This window comes from Niastella sp. sgz303648, assembly GCF_059587045.1.
In genome coordinates this window covers 263,847-280,332 of record NZ_JCAPSW010000008.1, presented here as the reverse complement: position 1 = coordinate 280,332, position 16,486 = coordinate 263,847, and the positions used below count along the sequence as shown (strand labels likewise).

11 protein-coding genes are annotated in these 16,486 nt (G+C 43.4%); 3 read left to right on the top strand and 8 right to left on the bottom strand.

Features of this window, described 5'->3' with window-relative positions:
- Positions 1–65: 65 nt before the first annotated feature.
- The 4 genes from AC59IL_RS23900 to AC59IL_RS23885 all read right to left on the bottom strand — a co-directional run bounded on the left by AC59IL_RS23900 (position 66) and on the right by AC59IL_RS23885 (position 4,520).
- Positions 66–1,013: an HlyD family secretion protein gene (locus AC59IL_RS23900; protein WP_496554723.1), complete on the bottom strand. Its 948-nt coding sequence runs from the start codon at positions 1,011–1,013 to the stop codon at positions 66–68.
- A 119-nt stretch (positions 1,014–1,132) separates the two neighbouring features.
- Positions 1,133–2,263, bottom strand: a complete 1,131-nt coding sequence (locus tag AC59IL_RS23895) for a TolC family protein (RefSeq protein WP_496554873.1) — start codon at positions 2,261–2,263, stop codon at positions 1,133–1,135.
- A gap of 179 nt (positions 2,264–2,442) precedes the next feature.
- A complete protein-coding gene (locus tag AC59IL_RS23890) occupies positions 2,443–3,048 on the bottom strand; it encodes a TetR/AcrR family transcriptional regulator (RefSeq protein WP_496554722.1) in 606 nt (201 codons plus the stop codon).
- Between the two features lie 314 nt (positions 3,049–3,362).
- Complete coding sequence (locus AC59IL_RS23885) at positions 3,363–4,520, bottom strand: homogentisate 1,2-dioxygenase (protein ID WP_496554721.1); 1,158 nt, start codon at positions 4,518–4,520, stop codon at positions 3,363–3,365.
- A gap of 340 nt (positions 4,521–4,860) precedes the next feature.
- Here AC59IL_RS23885 and AC59IL_RS23880 point away from each other — a divergent pair, with 340 nt between their 5' ends.
- The 3 genes from AC59IL_RS23880 to AC59IL_RS23870 all read left to right on the top strand — a co-directional run bounded on the left by AC59IL_RS23880 (position 4,861) and on the right by AC59IL_RS23870 (position 6,502).
- Positions 4,861–5,256: an NUDIX hydrolase gene (locus tag AC59IL_RS23880; RefSeq protein WP_496554720.1), complete on the top strand. Its 396-nt coding sequence runs from the start codon at positions 4,861–4,863 to the stop codon at positions 5,254–5,256.
- Between the two features lie 196 nt (positions 5,257–5,452).
- Positions 5,453–5,902 (top strand): SRPBCC domain-containing protein, encoded by a 450-nt coding sequence (locus AC59IL_RS23875; protein ID WP_496554719.1) that lies wholly within the window; start codon positions 5,453–5,455, stop codon positions 5,900–5,902.
- Between the two features lie 93 nt (positions 5,903–5,995).
- Positions 5,996–6,502 carry a metallophosphoesterase family protein gene (locus AC59IL_RS23870; RefSeq protein ID WP_496554718.1) on the top strand — a complete coding sequence of 169 codons (507 nt, stop codon included), beginning with the start codon at positions 5,996–5,998 and terminating at the stop codon, positions 6,500–6,502.
- Between the two features lie 26 nt (positions 6,503–6,528).
- Here AC59IL_RS23870 and AC59IL_RS23865 read toward each other — a convergent pair whose 3' ends face one another.
- From AC59IL_RS23865 to AC59IL_RS23850, 4 genes are all read right to left on the bottom strand, one after another.
- On the bottom strand, positions 6,529–7,644 hold the full coding sequence (locus AC59IL_RS23865; protein WP_496554717.1) for a glycoside hydrolase family 18 protein: 1,116 nt from the start codon (positions 7,642–7,644) through the stop codon (positions 6,529–6,531).
- A 216-nt stretch (positions 7,645–7,860) separates the two neighbouring features.
- Positions 7,861–8,898, bottom strand: a complete 1,038-nt coding sequence (locus tag AC59IL_RS23860; RefSeq protein WP_496554716.1) for a PorP/SprF family type IX secretion system membrane protein — start codon at positions 8,896–8,898, stop codon at positions 7,861–7,863.
- 99 nt (positions 8,899–8,997) lie between these two features.
- Positions 8,998–13,794 carry a PKD domain-containing protein gene (locus tag AC59IL_RS23855; protein WP_496554715.1) on the bottom strand — a complete coding sequence of 1,599 codons (4,797 nt, stop codon included), beginning with the start codon at positions 13,792–13,794 and terminating at the stop codon, positions 8,998–9,000.
- Between the two features lie 400 nt (positions 13,795–14,194).
- A complete protein-coding gene (locus AC59IL_RS23850; RefSeq protein WP_496554714.1) occupies positions 14,195–16,462 on the bottom strand; it encodes an aconitate hydratase in 2,268 nt (755 codons plus the stop codon).
- Positions 16,463–16,486 lie beyond the last annotated feature (24 nt).

The following is a 16,486-nucleotide window of genomic DNA, read 5'->3' as shown; positions in this document are numbered from 1 at the left end:
AGTTTCAACTCTGTAAACTTGTTAACCTGTAAACCTGTTAACTTGTAAACCTGTTAACTTATTAACTAATTACCGGCAAACATCACTTCTCCATACATGCCAACCTTAAGGTACCCATCGTTCTTTACGCGAACCTTAATGGCATACACCAGGTTAGCACGCTCATCTTTGGTTTGAATGGTTTTGGGAGTGAACTCGGCTTTGTCTGAAATCCATGTAATGGTACCGGGATATTCGCGATAGGCTTTTGCGCCACTGTCGATCAGCACTTTTACAGTTTGGTTCAATTTAATCTGCGGCAACTGAGTACCGGTTACGTAAGCCCGTAATATCAGGGTATCGAGATTGGCAATCTTGTACAACGCTTTTCCGGCCGAAGTAATTTCACCCGCTTCGGCATATTTGGTAATTACCGTACCACTCACCGGGTTAATAATATTTGCTTTGCTTATCTGTTCACTTAACTGGGCCACCCGTTTTTCGAGCGGTTTCTTTTCGCTGAGCACTGTACGGTTTTGCGTATTAACATTGGTTCGCTGTACATTGATCTGCTGGCGGGTAACATTCATTTGTTTTTGTAATACATCGATCTGCGAATTGATATCATCCAGCTGTTTACCGGTTGCGGCATCCTGTTTTAACAGGTTTTCGATGCGGGTACGCTCATGCTGCAAATTTTCTAATTGCGATTGTTGTACATCCAACTGGTCCTGCAACATGTTGATCTGTGGCTGAACATCTGCCGTTTTTTCGTGCAGGGCTTCAATGCTGGCCTGTATCTGCTCTTTTTGTAACGACAGGTTTTCGGCATCAATAATACCCACCACGTTGTTTTGGGGTATACTTTGCCCTTCAAAAACATTAAACGATAATATTTTTCCGGTTTGTTCGGCAGAAACAATTACCTCATCTACTTCAAATGTTCCTGATGCATCGAATTTAGGGGTGTTGCGGTTGCAGGCAGTAAACAACATTGCCATGGCAATTATACGGGTTACAATTAGTTTGTTCATGATTCTTTGTATATATAATTATTTGGTTATCGCATTCTATTCGTTTATCGCATTTCGACTTCAATGCTTTTAATCACACTTTCGATCCTTCGACTTCACTCAGGACCGCTCAGGGCCTGTTACTGGTTTCCTGATATAGTACGGTAGTTGATCTGCGCCTGTATCAACTGCAGCTGATGGGTGATGAGCGATACGCGGGCCTGGTCTTCGGCATTCACTTCACGCAAATAATCGCTGGCTGTTATAACGCCATTGGCCAGCTGCGCATTCGATGCGTCCTTAACCTGAACACGAATGCCAATAATCTGTTCATCCGACTTAATCAGTTGCTGCAATTTATCAACCTCCGATTGCTGTTGTTTTAACTGTGTATTGGTATTCAGTAAAAAAAGATCTTTCTGTACATCTACCATTCTTTGATTTACGGCCAGCAGTTCCCGCTCTTTTTTACTGGTATACAAACCGCCAAATCCCCAGTTCAACCGAACACCTGCAGTGTAAAACCAGTCGAATTGATTTTTAAGCATGTTTAAACCGGGTCTGCCATAACCACCCTGTACGAACAAACTGGTACGGGGACGATTTTTAGCGCTGATCAGCTGGTTCTGAACATTGAACAGGTTGTTTTGATAATTATACAGTTTTAATTCAGGACGTAATACCGATTCCTGCACAACAGGCGCCGTTACCGCCGGTAGTTCAAGCTGTACTTCGGCGGGCAACTGGCGGTTAATGAACAACGACAGCACATCGGCAAGCCCTTTACGATTAGCATTTAATTCTATTACGCGCTGATCGTTTTTCATTAGTTCGGCTTCGAGCGTTAACTGGGCCGAACGAAAAGCTGTTCCGTTTTTCACCTGCGCTTCAACTTTCTGAATACCTAATCTGATATCTTTCTTTACCAGTTCGGTTTGTTTCAGTTGTTCATCAACCAGTAAAATTCCCAGGTACAACTGATTGATGCGATCTTTTACTTTATACAACTCAACTTCGGCCCTTTGATCTTCGACCAATGCATTGGCCGTTTGCACATTTTTTTGGGCCGATGTATTTCCTCCGTCGTACACCAGCTGGCTTAATTCGGCCTGAATTTTATACTGGTCTTTGCTGGGCTCATCAATTTTAATACCCGGAATACTTACCGGAACGCTGGTCACAGCTGACTGATACGTTGCCTGCCCCGACACATTGAGTTGCGGTAAAAAACCTTTACTTAAATTGTCGATATTCAAACTGGCTGTTTGCATTACCAGTTCTTTTTGCCTGATCGCCGGATAATTTTGCCGGGCCAGATCATACGCCTGTTGCAGGGTAAGCCGGCCGTTATCCTGTGCCTGCGTATAAAGACCTGATAATATCGCTGTTATAATTAAAGAAATTTTAATCATTCTGTTTAACCATTTAGTTAATTGCATGACAAAAAAATTTATTTCCTGATTGAATCAATAACAAACTTTACAACATCCTTTTTGCGTTGCTCCATCATGATCATAAACTCCTTATCGTTCTTTTTTGTAACCCATTGAACCATAGGCCTGGCCAAAAAAGGGAACACGCACAACGAAACCATGTTTATCATTAACTGGTCGCCTTTGATGGGCTTAATCACTCCTTTTTTAACCAGCTTCGCTACATGTTCTTCTACCTTTTCAACAGGCGGCCGCTGATTATTGAATATCGTTTTTAAGGTGTCGGCAGGATTTCTGTTTACTTCATTCACAATGAAATTTGCCAGCAAGGGGTTTTGTATCAGAGTATCAATGTATTGTCCAACAAACTTTTCTACCTTTTCAAACAAGTCCAGGTCAGACATCATAATTTCAACCACTTTCGGAATAAACTTGCGGCCCTCTTCCAAAAAAATCACATCGAACAATTTATCCTTACTGCGAAAATAATAGTGCAGAAGAGCTTTGTTTATACCGGCTTTATCGGCAATATCCTGCATGCGGGCGCCATCGAGCCCTTTTTCGAGGAATACCTGCTTGGCGGCTTCGAGTATCTTTTGTTCTGTACTTATATCGGTTTTCATATCCTTAGCCACGTAGTTTAACCATTTAGTTAAACACAAAATTAAAACCTAAATTTTGATACCGCCAAACTTTTTACAAAAAAAATCGCCTGCCCCGTTAAAGGCAGACGATTGAATGAAAGGAATATTGTTGGTTTGTAGTTTGAGGTTTATGGTTTGTAGTTGCTGCCGCGCTTTGGAGTTTCATTATTAAGATCAAACACTAACTGTTTAACAGGATCAAAATTGCACGGTAAGATTCACCGAAAGAACCACAAACCTCAAACCTCAAACTGAATTAAAGAACTACAAACCTCAAACTATAAACTGCTTCCCTATTCAGCCCAGCTCATCGTATAATTCGGATTTTCAATGTCAAGTGCTTCTACCGTTAGCTGCAACGGATGAAAGGTATCTACCATTACCGCCAGCTCCTTTGTTTCTTTGGCGCCGATACTTTTTTCAACCATACCGGGATGAGGCCCATGAGGTATTCCGGCGGGATGCAGTGTGATCATGCCCCGCGTTACATTTTTCCGACTCATAAAGTCACCGTCGACATAATACAAAACTTCATCACTATCAATATTGCTGTGATTATATGGCGCCGGAACCGACTGCGGATGATAATCAAACAAACGCGGGCAAAACGAACATACCACGAAATTATTTGCCTCAAATGTTTGATGAACCGGTGGCGGCTGGTGAACGCGCCCGGTAATGGGTTCAAAATCGTGAATACTGAAAGCAAACGGATAACAATAGCCGTCCCACCCTACTATATCAAACGGATGATGCCCGTAATGCAGGTTATACATCATTCCGCGTTTTTTTGTGCGGATCAAAAAATCACCTTTCTGATCAAACGTAGGCAGGTTCTGCGGCGGACGAATATCACGTTCACAGAACGGCGAATGCTCCAGCAACTGGCCATATTTACTGAGGTATTTTTTGGGAAACCGGATGGGACTGAATGATTCCACAATAAACAACCGGTTATTGGTATCTCTGAAACTGATCTGGTAAATAGTTCCGCGCGGAACAACCAGGTAATCGCCGTAAGAAAAAGGCAGTTCGCCATACATAGTACGTAACACGCCCGATCCTTCGTGCACAAATATCATTTCATCGGCATCGGCATTTTTAAAATAGTAATCGTGCATGCCTTCCTGCGGCGCAGCAAGTACAATATGGCAATCGTTGTTTACCAGCACAGGTGTACGGCTTTGCAGGTAGTCGATGCCCGGTTTTACTTTGAACCCTTCAAAACTGCGGTGTTTTAACATTTTTTCCTCTGCCACTTTTGGCGACACATCGTACGAGGGTTCGGTTTTGATGATGTCTGTTGGAGGTAAACAATGGTACAACAGGGAGTAATCATTTGAGAAACCTTCGGTAGAAAATAATTGTTCCGCATACAGCGACCCATCGGGTTTTCGGAACTGGGTATGACGTTTATGGGGAACATTTCCCAGTTTATAATAGTAAGCCATAAATACAAATTTGAAAATGAACAAATTTGAAAATTTGAAAATGAAAGACAGGAAGCCGTGAAGACGTCCGGCATACACTGAATTTTAGGCTTACTCTATAGAGAAAGTTCGAGTGTTTTTAAAAGAAATACATATTTCCAACTTCTCTTATCAATCCAATATGTAAAATTGCGGAAGAATGGCATGGCAATAATCGTTGCCGGTAAAGTTAGTAAATCCCCGGCTAAGGGTAAAAAGAGAAAACTTTGAAGCGCTTAGCCCAATAATCGTGAAACGGCAAACGGCAAATCATATGGTTTCCGGCTACCCGTTAAACTTGTTAACCTGTTAATTCATACATATGCAAACAGCCGGATTGGTAGTGATCAAAAACAGAAAATTGTTACTGGCCTTCAGCAATAACAAGCAGGCATTTTACCTGCCGGGCGGTAAAGTTAATCACAATGAAACCGCTATTGAAGCCCTTATAAGAGAGGTGAAAGAAGAATTGAATGTAGAACTGCAGGAAAGTCATTTAACCTGGTATACCCATATTTCAGCACCCGCTTTTGGTGAAGCGGCAGGAATTATTATGGAGCAGGATTGTTTTGTATGTGACTTGCCCGAAACACCACAACCTAATGCAGAGATCGGTTTGCTGGACTATTTTGATACGGCAGCCTATCCCCGGCAACCTCACGTACCGGGCGTAGTAATGTTGCTTGATAAATTAAAGAAAGAAGATCTTATTGATTAAACGCTAAGAACGTATAAGAGTAAAGGGGAATAGGCATTGCCTCGCTTTGTATTTTGATTATTTTTTGTCACGTGTTGCTTATCTTGCCCGGGGCCTTGTATCTTGTATTTCTCTTTTACCCCTGAGCGAAGCCTGCCCGACTTTCGGCGGGTCGAAGGGTTTCGCGTTGTAGCTCTTAGCAAAATCCACAATAATTATGAAAAAAGACCTGATTCTGAAAAAAGAACGGCATATTGCCGCAAATGCTTCGAAAGTATGGGAGGTGTTAACCGGTAACCAATGGATAGTACAATGGCTGGGCGTTCAAATGATAACCGACTGGCAACCGGGAAGCCCTATTGCCTTTACATTTGTTTATAAGGATAAAGAAATTATCGACAAGGGAACGATATTGCATTTTGAACCCGAAAAAAAATTCTCATATACTTACTGGAGTGTTTTTTCAACCACCGAAGATGCGCCGGAAAATTATTCAGAGATCACGTTCGATTTAATTCCCGATGAAAACGCCACGGTACTTAAACTTACACAAAGCAATTTCGCCACCAAATTAATGTATACCCATTCAGATAAGAACTGGGAAGAAACCCTTGATACGATCAAAAAACTGGCTGAGGAGGGAATGCCGGTGGTCAACTGGCAATAGGCAATGGGCAGTAGGCAGTAGGCAAGCGCAATTGAAAGCCAGCAACAGTACCATGGAAACGGCAGTGAACAGGAGCCGGTTAAATTTTTTTCAATGACACGAATAGGTTTGATATCTGATACACACGGTTATCTTGATGAAGCGGTTTTTAAACACTTTGACAACTGCGACGAAATATGGCATGCCGGCGACTTTGGCCCGGTTGAAATTGCCAATAAACTGGCAGCCTTTAAACCACTGAAAGGTGTGTACGGGAATATCGACGGCCAGGATATTCGTAGCATTTATCCTGAAAAACTGCGCTGGACCTGTGAAGATGTAACCGTTTATATGACACATATCGGTGGTTATCCGCCTAAATACAATGCTGTTGTAAAGAAAGAATTAACGACCGATCCGCCACAACTGTTTATCTGCGGCCATTCACATATTTTAAAGGTTATGTTCGATGAAAGCCTGAAATGCCTGCATATGAACCCGGGCGCAGCCGGATTACAGGGCTGGCATAAAGTTCGTACGGTTATCCGATTTGTAATTGATGGGAAGAATATGAGAGATTGTGAGGTAATTGAGTTGGGAAAAAGGAATATGATTGTTTGATTGTACCTAGCCATCAAACAATCAAGCTATCTAACAATCTTCTTCTTCGTTTCATCTATAACGTCCAGCAGCCCCTTGCTATAAGCATCATCGGCCAGTTGCCAGAACATAATGCCATTCAGTTTTTTCTTTATAGCATATGCTGTTTTCAACCGCATAGAAGTAGTATCGTCAAACGTAACAAATAATTTCTGAGCTGCATTATACATCCAGGGGGCTTTGGCTACGGGATCCCAGTGATAAACATAACCACTATCAGGCGAAAGAATGGCGCCAAACGCTTTAAAGGGAACGCCCCGTTTGAACTTGCCCGGTTGATACAACCCGTTATTTACGCTATCGACATTTTCAAAAATGCGGGCATAAAAGGCAGCACCGATCACCAGCTTATTGAGGGGAATGCCAATGGAATGAAGATATTCAATGGCATTATCAACGGATTCTATCTGTTTCGAAGTTGAATACAATCCGGTATGATGCCCGGTTACAGTACTAAATCCGTTTATAAGGTCGTAAGTCATTAAATTCACCATATCAACCTGCTGCATTACCTTTTTCCATTCAACCGATTCTTCGAGGTATTTCGAAAATCCGCCGGCAGCAAAGCTGATCTCTTTTTTATCACCAATAGCATTGCGTATTTCGGTAACCAGTTTGGTAAAATTAGGTTTGTCATCGGCTGTAAACCGGTGACCGGGATATCCGGGAATGGTGGGGTATTCCCAATCAAGATCAATACCATCGGCACTAAAATAATCCAGTAACTGTTTCACCGATCCGGCAAATTCACGACGGCCCTGCTCAGTTGAAAACACTTCGGAGCAGGGGCCGCAACCACCCCAACCGCCCAGCGATAACAACACTTTTAGCGACGGGTTCCGATTCTTTAACGACACCAGGCGCTGAATAGTTAATGTATCACTGCCATTATCTACCGATAACTGATTTCCTTTTAAATGGCAAAAACTGAAAATGATATGTGTTAGCTTTTCCACAGCAAAACTATCTACCTGATCAGCACCGTTGGCATAATATCCAATAACGGCCAGCGGCTGCCTCACCCCTTTTTTTGAGTGTGACTGTGAAAAACAATTTGCACAAACTAATAGCAGGAACAGGGTTTTGAATAAGATGCGGAACATTGGTAATGTATTTTCTATTGTAATAGTGCCGAAAATGCAGGAAATGTACTGCAAAACAGCAAAATTAATAGCTAAACGAAAAGCAAAACGCTAAACGCAGAACGCTCAACGCACAAAACAAAAAATGCTGTGTTAGTAGCATCAGACGTTTTGCGTTTTGCATTAAGCGTTAAGCGTTCGGCATTCTGCGTTCGGCGTTCCGCGTTCCGCGTTCTTCTAAAACCTCGGACATAAAACCTCATTCCTGGCCGAATTATTACGATCTAAAAATCCGGTATACGATAATGAAAGTTCAAACCCTCCCCTGCCCTGACTGGCAGTTTTTAACTGCGAAACGTTGGCATCGTAGCTGAGGGCAACCGATAACGACCTCATATCTACTTTTACCACGGGTATAATGGCATCTTTCCAGCGAAGAAAAGCACCCAAATGAAGGGTTACTGAGGTTTCATCGGCAAAATCGCCCAGCTTATAGGAATACAGGCCTCCTGCAATTGTTTCGCTCACAGAGCCCTGATTTGAATGATCGGCATGAAAGGTGAAATACGAAAAGTCGTCGATATGTAATTTAAGACCTGCCGAAAAAACATATTTTGGATTCAATTCGATCTTGTTGCTGCGATAGAAAGAATTCTTAGGCTTGTTCAAATGATGATATGCAGCACCGATAAAAAAACTGTTTACATTGTCCATTCCAAAAGTAGTGTTATAGCTCATACCCACCGAGGCATCCCAGGTGGTAAAATTGGGCGTTGTAAATGATTCACCGGTACCAAGCGTTGGGTTATAACTTCCATCGTATTGACTATTGGTTGTCATTTTAGTGATGTCGATACTTTTACGTACCATTCCACCCATAAAACCAAGCGATAAGTATTCAGTTTTTTCGTTGCTTAACGATTTATGATAATTCAACGCAGGTAATAAATTAGTAGTTGTTAAACCAACGGTTCCCGCCTTATCATATAACAGCTGAATGCCGGTGGTCATAAAATCGTTGCTGGTGCCAACAGGCATTTTGTATTCTGCATTTAATGAACCGGTGCGATAGGCATTGGTAAAGCTATTCCATTGATCGCGATACACCCCCTGTATCCGGTAATCGCCTGTAAAAATACCCGCCAGTGAAGGGTTGCGTAGCAGAGGCGCTTCGAAGAATTGAGAAAAATGAAGGTCCTGTGCCTGAGTTGTAAATAATGAAGTAATCAGCACCAGGCCGGTTAAGATTTTTCTATAAACAACTACGGATTTCATTGGTTTAAAGTTGATCAGTTGATATAAGTTGATAAGTTGATTAGTTTACAAGTTTTGAACCTGTTAACTTGTTAACCTGTTAACTTGTTAACTTGTAAACTACCTTACAAGGGCCACATTGCCTTTTATTGGAACTATATTCGAGTTATCACATACAATTTCCACGATATACACATATACGTCCATATCGGCGGATTTGCCATTTACTTTTCCATCCCAGCCCGCGGCAGGATCATTGGCCATAAAATCTCTCTTTTCAAATATGGCCTGTCCCCAGCGGTTAAAGATGCGCAATGAGTGAATCAGGTTCAACCCTTTTCCACGCACATAAAAGATATCGTTTACACCGTCGCTGTTGGGCGAAAATGTATTTGGTATAAACCAGTTGCCTTCGTTACAAACGGCAGAAACTGTAATATCATCGTTTGCAGTACAACCACCATCGTTCGATGCAGTAACACGGTAGGTCACAGAACCTTTTACAACCGCATTGGTAACGGCACAGTTTGCACAGCTTAAACCCGAAGCAGGCGTCCAGCTCCATTTGGTAACATCGGCCGAACTTGTTGCTTTTAACTGAATGATGCTTCCTGTACTTACGGCGGTATCATTGCCGGCAAAGATTTGCGGAACAGGAAATACTACCAGTTTAATATAACCGGTATCGGCAAAGCAATTATCATTATCTTTTCCTACAACCGTGTAAACTGTTGTAGTTCCGGGAGATGCTTTTGGTGAAGCCGATGTAGCATTATCCAAACCTGCACCTGGCGTCCACTGATAAGTGTCGGCGCCTGCAGCACCCAATTTAACCTGTTCACCGGCACACAATGTATCGCCTTTTTGTACCTGCATGGTGAACGGCTGACGTACCCGAACATCAATGGTATCTTTTTTTATACAGCCATGTGTTGAAACACCTGTTACTACATATTCCGTATTGGTAGCCGGATTAATTAATGGGCTGGCGCATTGCGTACAGGAAATATCGCCTGTTGCATTCCAGGTATATTGATCAGCGCCCGATGCACGCAACTGTATTGGCGTTCCGCGGCATACAAAAGTGTCTTTACCGGCAAAGGTGTTTGGCAAAGGCCATACAGTTACATTGTACCGGGCTGTATCGCGACAATAATCCTGATATATGGTTTGCAATTGCACCTGGTAATTGCCGGGAGCATTATAATTATGCGTAACAACCGAAGCGGTATCGGATGTTTGTCCGTTGCCATAATCCCAATGCTTTTTCAAATTAGCTGCATCGCCGGTGATCACGGCATTAAACTGAAGCTGTGCAGGTTCACAGGCTTCTTTATCGCCTGTTATTAATACCTGTGGAGTAGCATATACTTTAATGGTGTCGGTTAAATGAATTACATCTTTACAACCATTGGCTGTTGTAGCCGTATAAATAACGCTGTAAGTGGCCGGGGCAGCACTAAAATTATGTTTTGGATTAGGGAGCGTACTGGTAGTGCCATCGCCAAAATCCCACTGGTGCCCGGTAATAAAGTCATTGGCTACCGATTGATCGGTAAACTGAATAAATCCGGTATTACAAACCCGGTAAGTATCCATAGTTGCTTTTGCCGTAACACCAATGGCATTGATGGTATCGGCGCCGGTAACCGGCACCTGGCAACCGGTACTATCTATCAAAATCATGCGCGGCACAAACTTACCTGCAGTAGCATACGTATACTCAAATGTTGTGGAAGTGGAAGCGGCTGTACTGCCATCATTAAAATCCCATACCAGCGAATGAATGCCGTTTCCGCTTCCTGTGAAGTTAACTTTAAGAGGTATACATCCTGTAACCGGTGTATAGGTGAAAGAACCTTTAGGACCCTTTACGATCACTTTTCTTTTCATTACATCTGTACAACCACCGGGTCCCTGAATAAACTGCGTTGCCTCATACTCACCGGGAATATTATAAAAGTGAATGGGGTTGTCGAGCGTAGATGTATTGCCATCACCAAAATCCCATCTTATAGTTGTATATTTTTTTGCACTATTGGTAAATGTTACCTGCAGGGGCGGGCAGCTTCCGATAGAATCTGACATGGTGAATCCTGCCACCGGAATGGTAATCTTTACAAAATCAATTTTTGTAATTGAATCACGGCAACCTACAGGATCAACTATCTTCAAATTAACTGTATACAAACCTTCCTGCTGATACTGATGAACAGGCGAAGCATTATCAGAGGTATTGCCGTCGCCAAAACTCCAGGTATATTGCAATCCCGAACCGGTAGACCCATTGGTAAAATTAACAGGCTTGCCTGGGCACGAATTGCTATCTGCAGTTGTAAAAACTGCTTTGGGGTCCGACACTATTATTGCAGCTCCCTTCGACACATTATCGGTACAACCGTAACTATCTGTTACCCGTAACGATACGGTATAGGTGCTGCCGGTAACATATGTATGCGCGAACGGAGGCGCTGTATAAGTTTGATCAGGTGTTCCGTCGCCATACACAAAAATCCATTTAACAATCGGATGCGTACCATCCGTAGCTGTAAGGTCCTGAAATGTAACCGTACTATCGGCACATATCTTTTGTTTAACATCAAACGATGCAGAAGGCCCGTTTACCTGAATAAATTGTTGTTTTACTGTAGAATCAACACAGCCGTTTACATCGGTATATACCAGTTTAACTTTGTACGAGCCCGCTTTCTTATAAATATGCGTCACACTGCCGGGTGTTGAGCTAACTGTGCCATCACCAAAATTCCACATTACGCTGGTCACATACAGCGGATCATATTTTAACAGCGTAAACGCTACTTCTTTTTCTTTACATAATTCTTTTTTATCGGCATCAAAATCAGGATGCTCATCGGCAATTACAATGTTTTGTATGGCGCTATCCAAACAGCCATTATTAGTTACAACCAGCTTAACCCGGTAAGTGCCTTTTGCTGCATAGCCGTGAACAGGATTTGCACCATTGCTGGTTGCCCCATCGCCAAAATCCCACGACCACGATTTGGCAGCAACAGACTTGTCGATAAAACTACGTTTGTATTTATCAGCGCAATCTACCACAGCGTTAAAGCGTGCTACAGGAGGATTGATGTGTACATACCCGTCTTTCACCATGGTATCGGAACAACCTTTGTTCGAAACAATGAGGGTAACTTTAAAATATCCGGTATCGTTAAACTGGTAAAGCGGATCAACCAATGAAGAAGTACCTCCATCACCAAAGGTCCATTGCCATGTATCACCGGCAGGTATACTTTTATTGGCGAACTGAAGGGGTGTACTGCGGCAAACATCAAACTGGTTAGCGGTAAAATCGGCTTTGGGCGGATTGGCAGCCTGCACAGCATCGGTCACCACAACAGAATCGGTACAACCACCAGCCGTTGTAATAACCAGCTTTACGGTGAACTTGCCTTCGGTGGTATATGTTTTTACAGGAGCCATCTGAGTTGAACCTGTACCATCGCCAAAATCCCAGCGATACGAAGTAACAGCATCCTGCACAGTAACAGTAGCCGAAAAAGGAATGGTTAAAGGCAGGCAGCCTTTTACCGGCAGGTTTTTGATCTGCACCTGCGGACGGCTCACCTCAATATAGTTCTTGTTAACAATGGTATCGGTACAACCATTGCTGCCGGTTACTATTAATTTTACAGTATAAGTTCCAAACGACGAATACACATGAACGGGATTGGCACTGGTGCTTGTGCCGCCATCGCCAAAATCCCAAGAATACCCAACAGTTCCGGCAGCAGTATTGGTAAATTGAACTGATGCAGGAATGCTGCAGGCATAAGTACGGTTCGAAGTAAAAGATGCAACCGGTTTAGGCAACACTATAATCGCTTTGCTCAGCGAATCGGTACAGGCTGCAAAATGATTAACCAGCTTTACCATATAAGTACCCGAAGCGGGGTAACTTTTCTGCGGATTAGCCTGTGTTGAATTGGTTCCATCGCCAAAATTCCATTGTACTGAGGCAGGTACGGGCGTTGATGTATTGGTAATAAAAAACGATTGACCGGCGCAAACGGTGCCCGGCATGGTAAACTGTGAAGTTGTATTTCCCAATACCAGCAGATTAACTTTACGCAGGGTATCGCGGCAACCGGTATTATTGAACGCTACCAGGGTAACGGTATAGGAACCGTTTGACAGATAAGTATGCATGGGATTTTTAGCTGTTGATGTTTGTCCATCGCCAAAATCCCATTGATACGAAACAGAGCCCACTTCAACCGACTTATTATTAAAGTTAATTTCAACCGGTGCACTACAGCTATTGGTAGTGGGTGTATAATCAAAATTAGCCAGTACGCCCGATGTAATTTGAATGTATTGCGGTTTGGTAAAGCTCTTGCTGCAACCTTTATCGCTGGTTACTTTCAGAGTTACGTTAAAGTTTCCGGTGCCGGTATAAGTATGCGCCGGTTTTTGCGTAACAGCGGTATCGCCGTCGCCGAAGTCCCATTGCCATTTACTGATCGTTCCGCCTGTTACCGAACTTTTATCGGTAAAAGTTACCGGAAGCGGAAAACAACCGGATGAATCGGAAGCCATAAAATCGGCCACCGGGTTATCGTAAACAGTTATATACTGTTGTTTTACAACTGAATCCGCCCCTGCTGCATTCTTTACCACCAGCTTTACAGCGTAGGTGCCTGGCGAAAAGTAAACCGTGGAAGGATTTTGAAATAATGAAATGGTGCCATTACCCAGGTCCCAGCGCCAGCTGGTTGGGCTGCCTGTTGATTCATCATGAAACTGAACAACAAGGGGAGAACATCCCGCCACCGTATTGGCAGAAAATGCTGCTTTCACCTGTGCATAGCTTTGAGTAAACGAAATGCACGAGCAGGCCACAACAAACAGATATACAACAATTCGATCTTTCATTGGATTTTCGATATCTGCATAACACGGGTGCCTGCCATTTTATTTGCATGGGGAGGCGCCTGTAGTTAAGGGTTATCTGTATTAAGCCGTATTATCAGCAAAACACAATTATAAAAACGCTCAATTAAAAGAATGGACTATTGGAGAAAGGCGGGTAATTACTGGATTAGTTGTAAACTCTTACCCTGCAAAAGTAAATCACTATATTTTTTATTTCGCTGCCGGGAGTGGATAGTGTACAAAAACTACTAAAAAGAGGGGGGACATTTGGGAGGCTGTAGTAATTGGTTGTCCCGTCAGGGACCTATATTTTGTGCCTACCGGCACTAATGGGCAAAATAAAAAAGGAGGAAGAGAGATTTAATCTCTTTTCCTCCTTTAACTATTTCAAGCGCTTAGCTTAGTTTTTCGCAAACTGCGACCGAATTACATTCAGCGCACCACCTGCTTTAAACCACTCGATCTGTTGTTTATTGTAGGTGTGGTTGAGCGTAATCTGATCTTTGCTGCCATTTTTATGGTTTAATACCATAGTCAATGGCTTACCAGGTGCAAAAGAATCTAAACCAACGATATCGATGCTATCGTCTTCCTGCACTTTATCATAATCTTCTTTATTGGCAAAGGTCAGCGCCAGCATACCCTGCTTTTTCAGGTTGGTTTCGTGTATACGGGCAAAGCTTCTTACCACAATAGCGCGCACGCCTAAGTGACGGGGTTCCATGGCAGCATGCTCACGGCTTGAACCTTCACCATAGTTCTCATCGCCCACCACTACAGCACCAATACCCTGTGCTTTATAACTGCGTTGTACAGCAGGCACTGAACCGTATTCACCGGTTAACTGGTTCTTTACTTTATCAGTTTCTTCGTTAAAGAAGTTTACTGCACCGATCAGCATGTTGTTACTGATATTATCGAGGTGGCCACGGAATTTTAACCAGGGACCCGCCATCGAAATATGGTCGGTGGTACATTTACCTTTTGCTTTAATAAGCAATTTCAGTCCTTTCAGATCAGTTCCTTCCCAGGCAGCAAATGGCGCCAGCAGTTGTAAACGCTGCGAATCGGGCGAAACAAGTACCTGAACACCGCTTCCGTCGGCTGCAGGGCCCTGATAACCGGCATCTTCTACAGAAAAACCTTTAGGCGGTAATTCCATACCGGTTGGTTCATCCAGCATTACTTCTTTACCCTCTTCATTCTTCAATTTATCTTTTAACGGGTTGAACGTTAAATCACCCGCAATAGCAAATGCAGTTACAATTTCAGGAGAAGCCACAAACGCATGGGTAGCAGCCAAACCATCATTACGTTTTGCAAAGTTGCGGTTGAACGAAGTGATGATAGAGTTTTTGCGTTTGGGATCATCAATGTGGCGAGCCCACTGACCAATACAGGGACCGCAGGCATTTGCCAGCACTACACCACCGATTTTGTAGAAGGTATCGAGGAAACCATCTTTTTCAATGGTAAAGCGAACTACCTCAGAACCAGGCGTGATGGTGAATTCTGCTTTAGCTTTCAGCTTTTTATCAATAGCCTGTTTTGCCAGTGAAGCAGAACGGCTGATATCTTCATAAGAAGAGTTGGTACATGAACCGATCAGTGCAACTTCGAGCTTTTGAGGCCATTCGTTCGCTTTCACCGCTTCGGCAAATTTCGAAATGGGCCATGCCAGGTCGGGCGTAAACGGACCGTTTACATAAGGCTCCAGTTCATCGAGATTGATTTCAATTACCTGATCGTAATATTTTGAAGGATCTGCGTATACTTCTTCGTCAGGACGCAGATGCTCTTTTATTTGAGTAGCCAGAAAAGCCACATCTTCGCGACCGGTTGCGCTCAGGTAACCAGCCATCTTCTCATCATAGCCGAACAAAGAGCAGGTAGCTCCAATTTCAGCACCCATGTTACAGATGGTAGCTTTACCGGTAGCGCTCAGGCTGTCGGCGCCTTCGCCGAAATATTCAACAATAGCACCGGTACCACCTTTTACGGTTAAAATACCAGCCACTTTCAGGATCACGTCTTTGGCAGCTGTCCAGCCACTCATTTTACCGGTCAGTTTAACACCGATGAGTTTGGGCATTTTCAGCTCCCAGGGCAGGCCGGCCATAACATCCACGGCATCGGCGCCCCCTACTCCAATGGCAATCATACCTAAACCACCGGCATTGGGTGTATGAGAGTCGGTACCAATCATCATTCCACCGGGAAATGCGTAATTTTCAAGCACCACCTGGTGAATAATACCGGCGCCGGGCTTCCAGAAACCGATACCATATTTATTAGAAATGGAGGCTAAAAACTCGTATACTTCTTTATTTACTTCATTTGCGGTTTTCAGGTCTTCCTGAGCACCGGTTTTGGCTTGAATCAGGTGATCACAATGCACGGTAGAAGGAACGGCCACTTTTGCACGTCCGCAGGTCATAAACTGAAGCAATGCCATCTGGGCTGTAGCATCCTGCATTGCAACGCGATCGGGCGTAAAGTCAACATAATCAACGCCGCGCTCGTATGCTTTGCCGGCAGGAACGAACAGGTGGGCATATAATATTTTTTCTGCTAATGTAAGTGGGCGGCCTACCAGTTTACGCGCTTCTGCCACCTTTTCCGGCATCCCTGCGTAAACCTTTTTAATTAAGTCCAGATCAAAAACCATTTCTTTTTCATTTAAAGTGATCAA

What these genes read in the sequence shown, in the direction of transcription:
- AC59IL_RS23890 (WP_496554722.1), bottom strand. Translation starts at nt 3,048, where the DNA reads ATGAAAACCGATATAAGTACAGAACAAAAGATACTCGAAGCCGCCAAG.
- AC59IL_RS23900 (WP_496554723.1), bottom strand. Translation starts at nt 1,013, where the DNA reads ATGAACAAACTAATTGTAACCCGTATAATTGCCATGGCAATGTTGTTT.
- AC59IL_RS23860 (WP_496554716.1), bottom strand. Translation starts at nt 8,898, where the DNA reads ATGAAATCCGTAGTTGTTTATAGAAAAATCTTAACCGGCCTGGTGCTG.
- AC59IL_RS23870 (WP_496554718.1), top strand. Translation starts at nt 5,996, where the DNA reads ATGACACGAATAGGTTTGATATCTGATACACACGGTTATCTTGATGAA.
- AC59IL_RS23865 (WP_496554717.1), bottom strand. Translation starts at nt 7,644, where the DNA reads ATGTTCCGCATCTTATTCAAAACCCTGTTCCTGCTATTAGTTTGTGCA.
- AC59IL_RS23850 (WP_496554714.1), bottom strand. Translation starts at nt 16,462, where the DNA reads ATGGTTTTTGATCTGGACTTAATTAAAAAGGTTTACGCAGGGATGCCG.
- AC59IL_RS23895 (WP_496554873.1), bottom strand. Translation starts at nt 2,263, where the DNA reads ATGCAAACAGCCAGTTTGAATATCGACAATTTAAGTAAAGGTTTTTTA.
- AC59IL_RS23875 (WP_496554719.1), top strand. Translation starts at nt 5,453, where the DNA reads ATGAAAAAAGACCTGATTCTGAAAAAAGAACGGCATATTGCCGCAAAT.
- AC59IL_RS23885 (WP_496554721.1), bottom strand. Translation starts at nt 4,520, where the DNA reads ATGGCTTACTATTATAAACTGGGAAATGTTCCCCATAAACGTCATACC.
- AC59IL_RS23880 (WP_496554720.1), top strand. Translation starts at nt 4,861, where the DNA reads ATGCAAACAGCCGGATTGGTAGTGATCAAAAACAGAAAATTGTTACTG.
- AC59IL_RS23855 (WP_496554715.1), bottom strand. Translation starts at nt 13,794, where the DNA reads ATGAAAGATCGAATTGTTGTATATCTGTTTGTTGTGGCCTGCTCGTGC.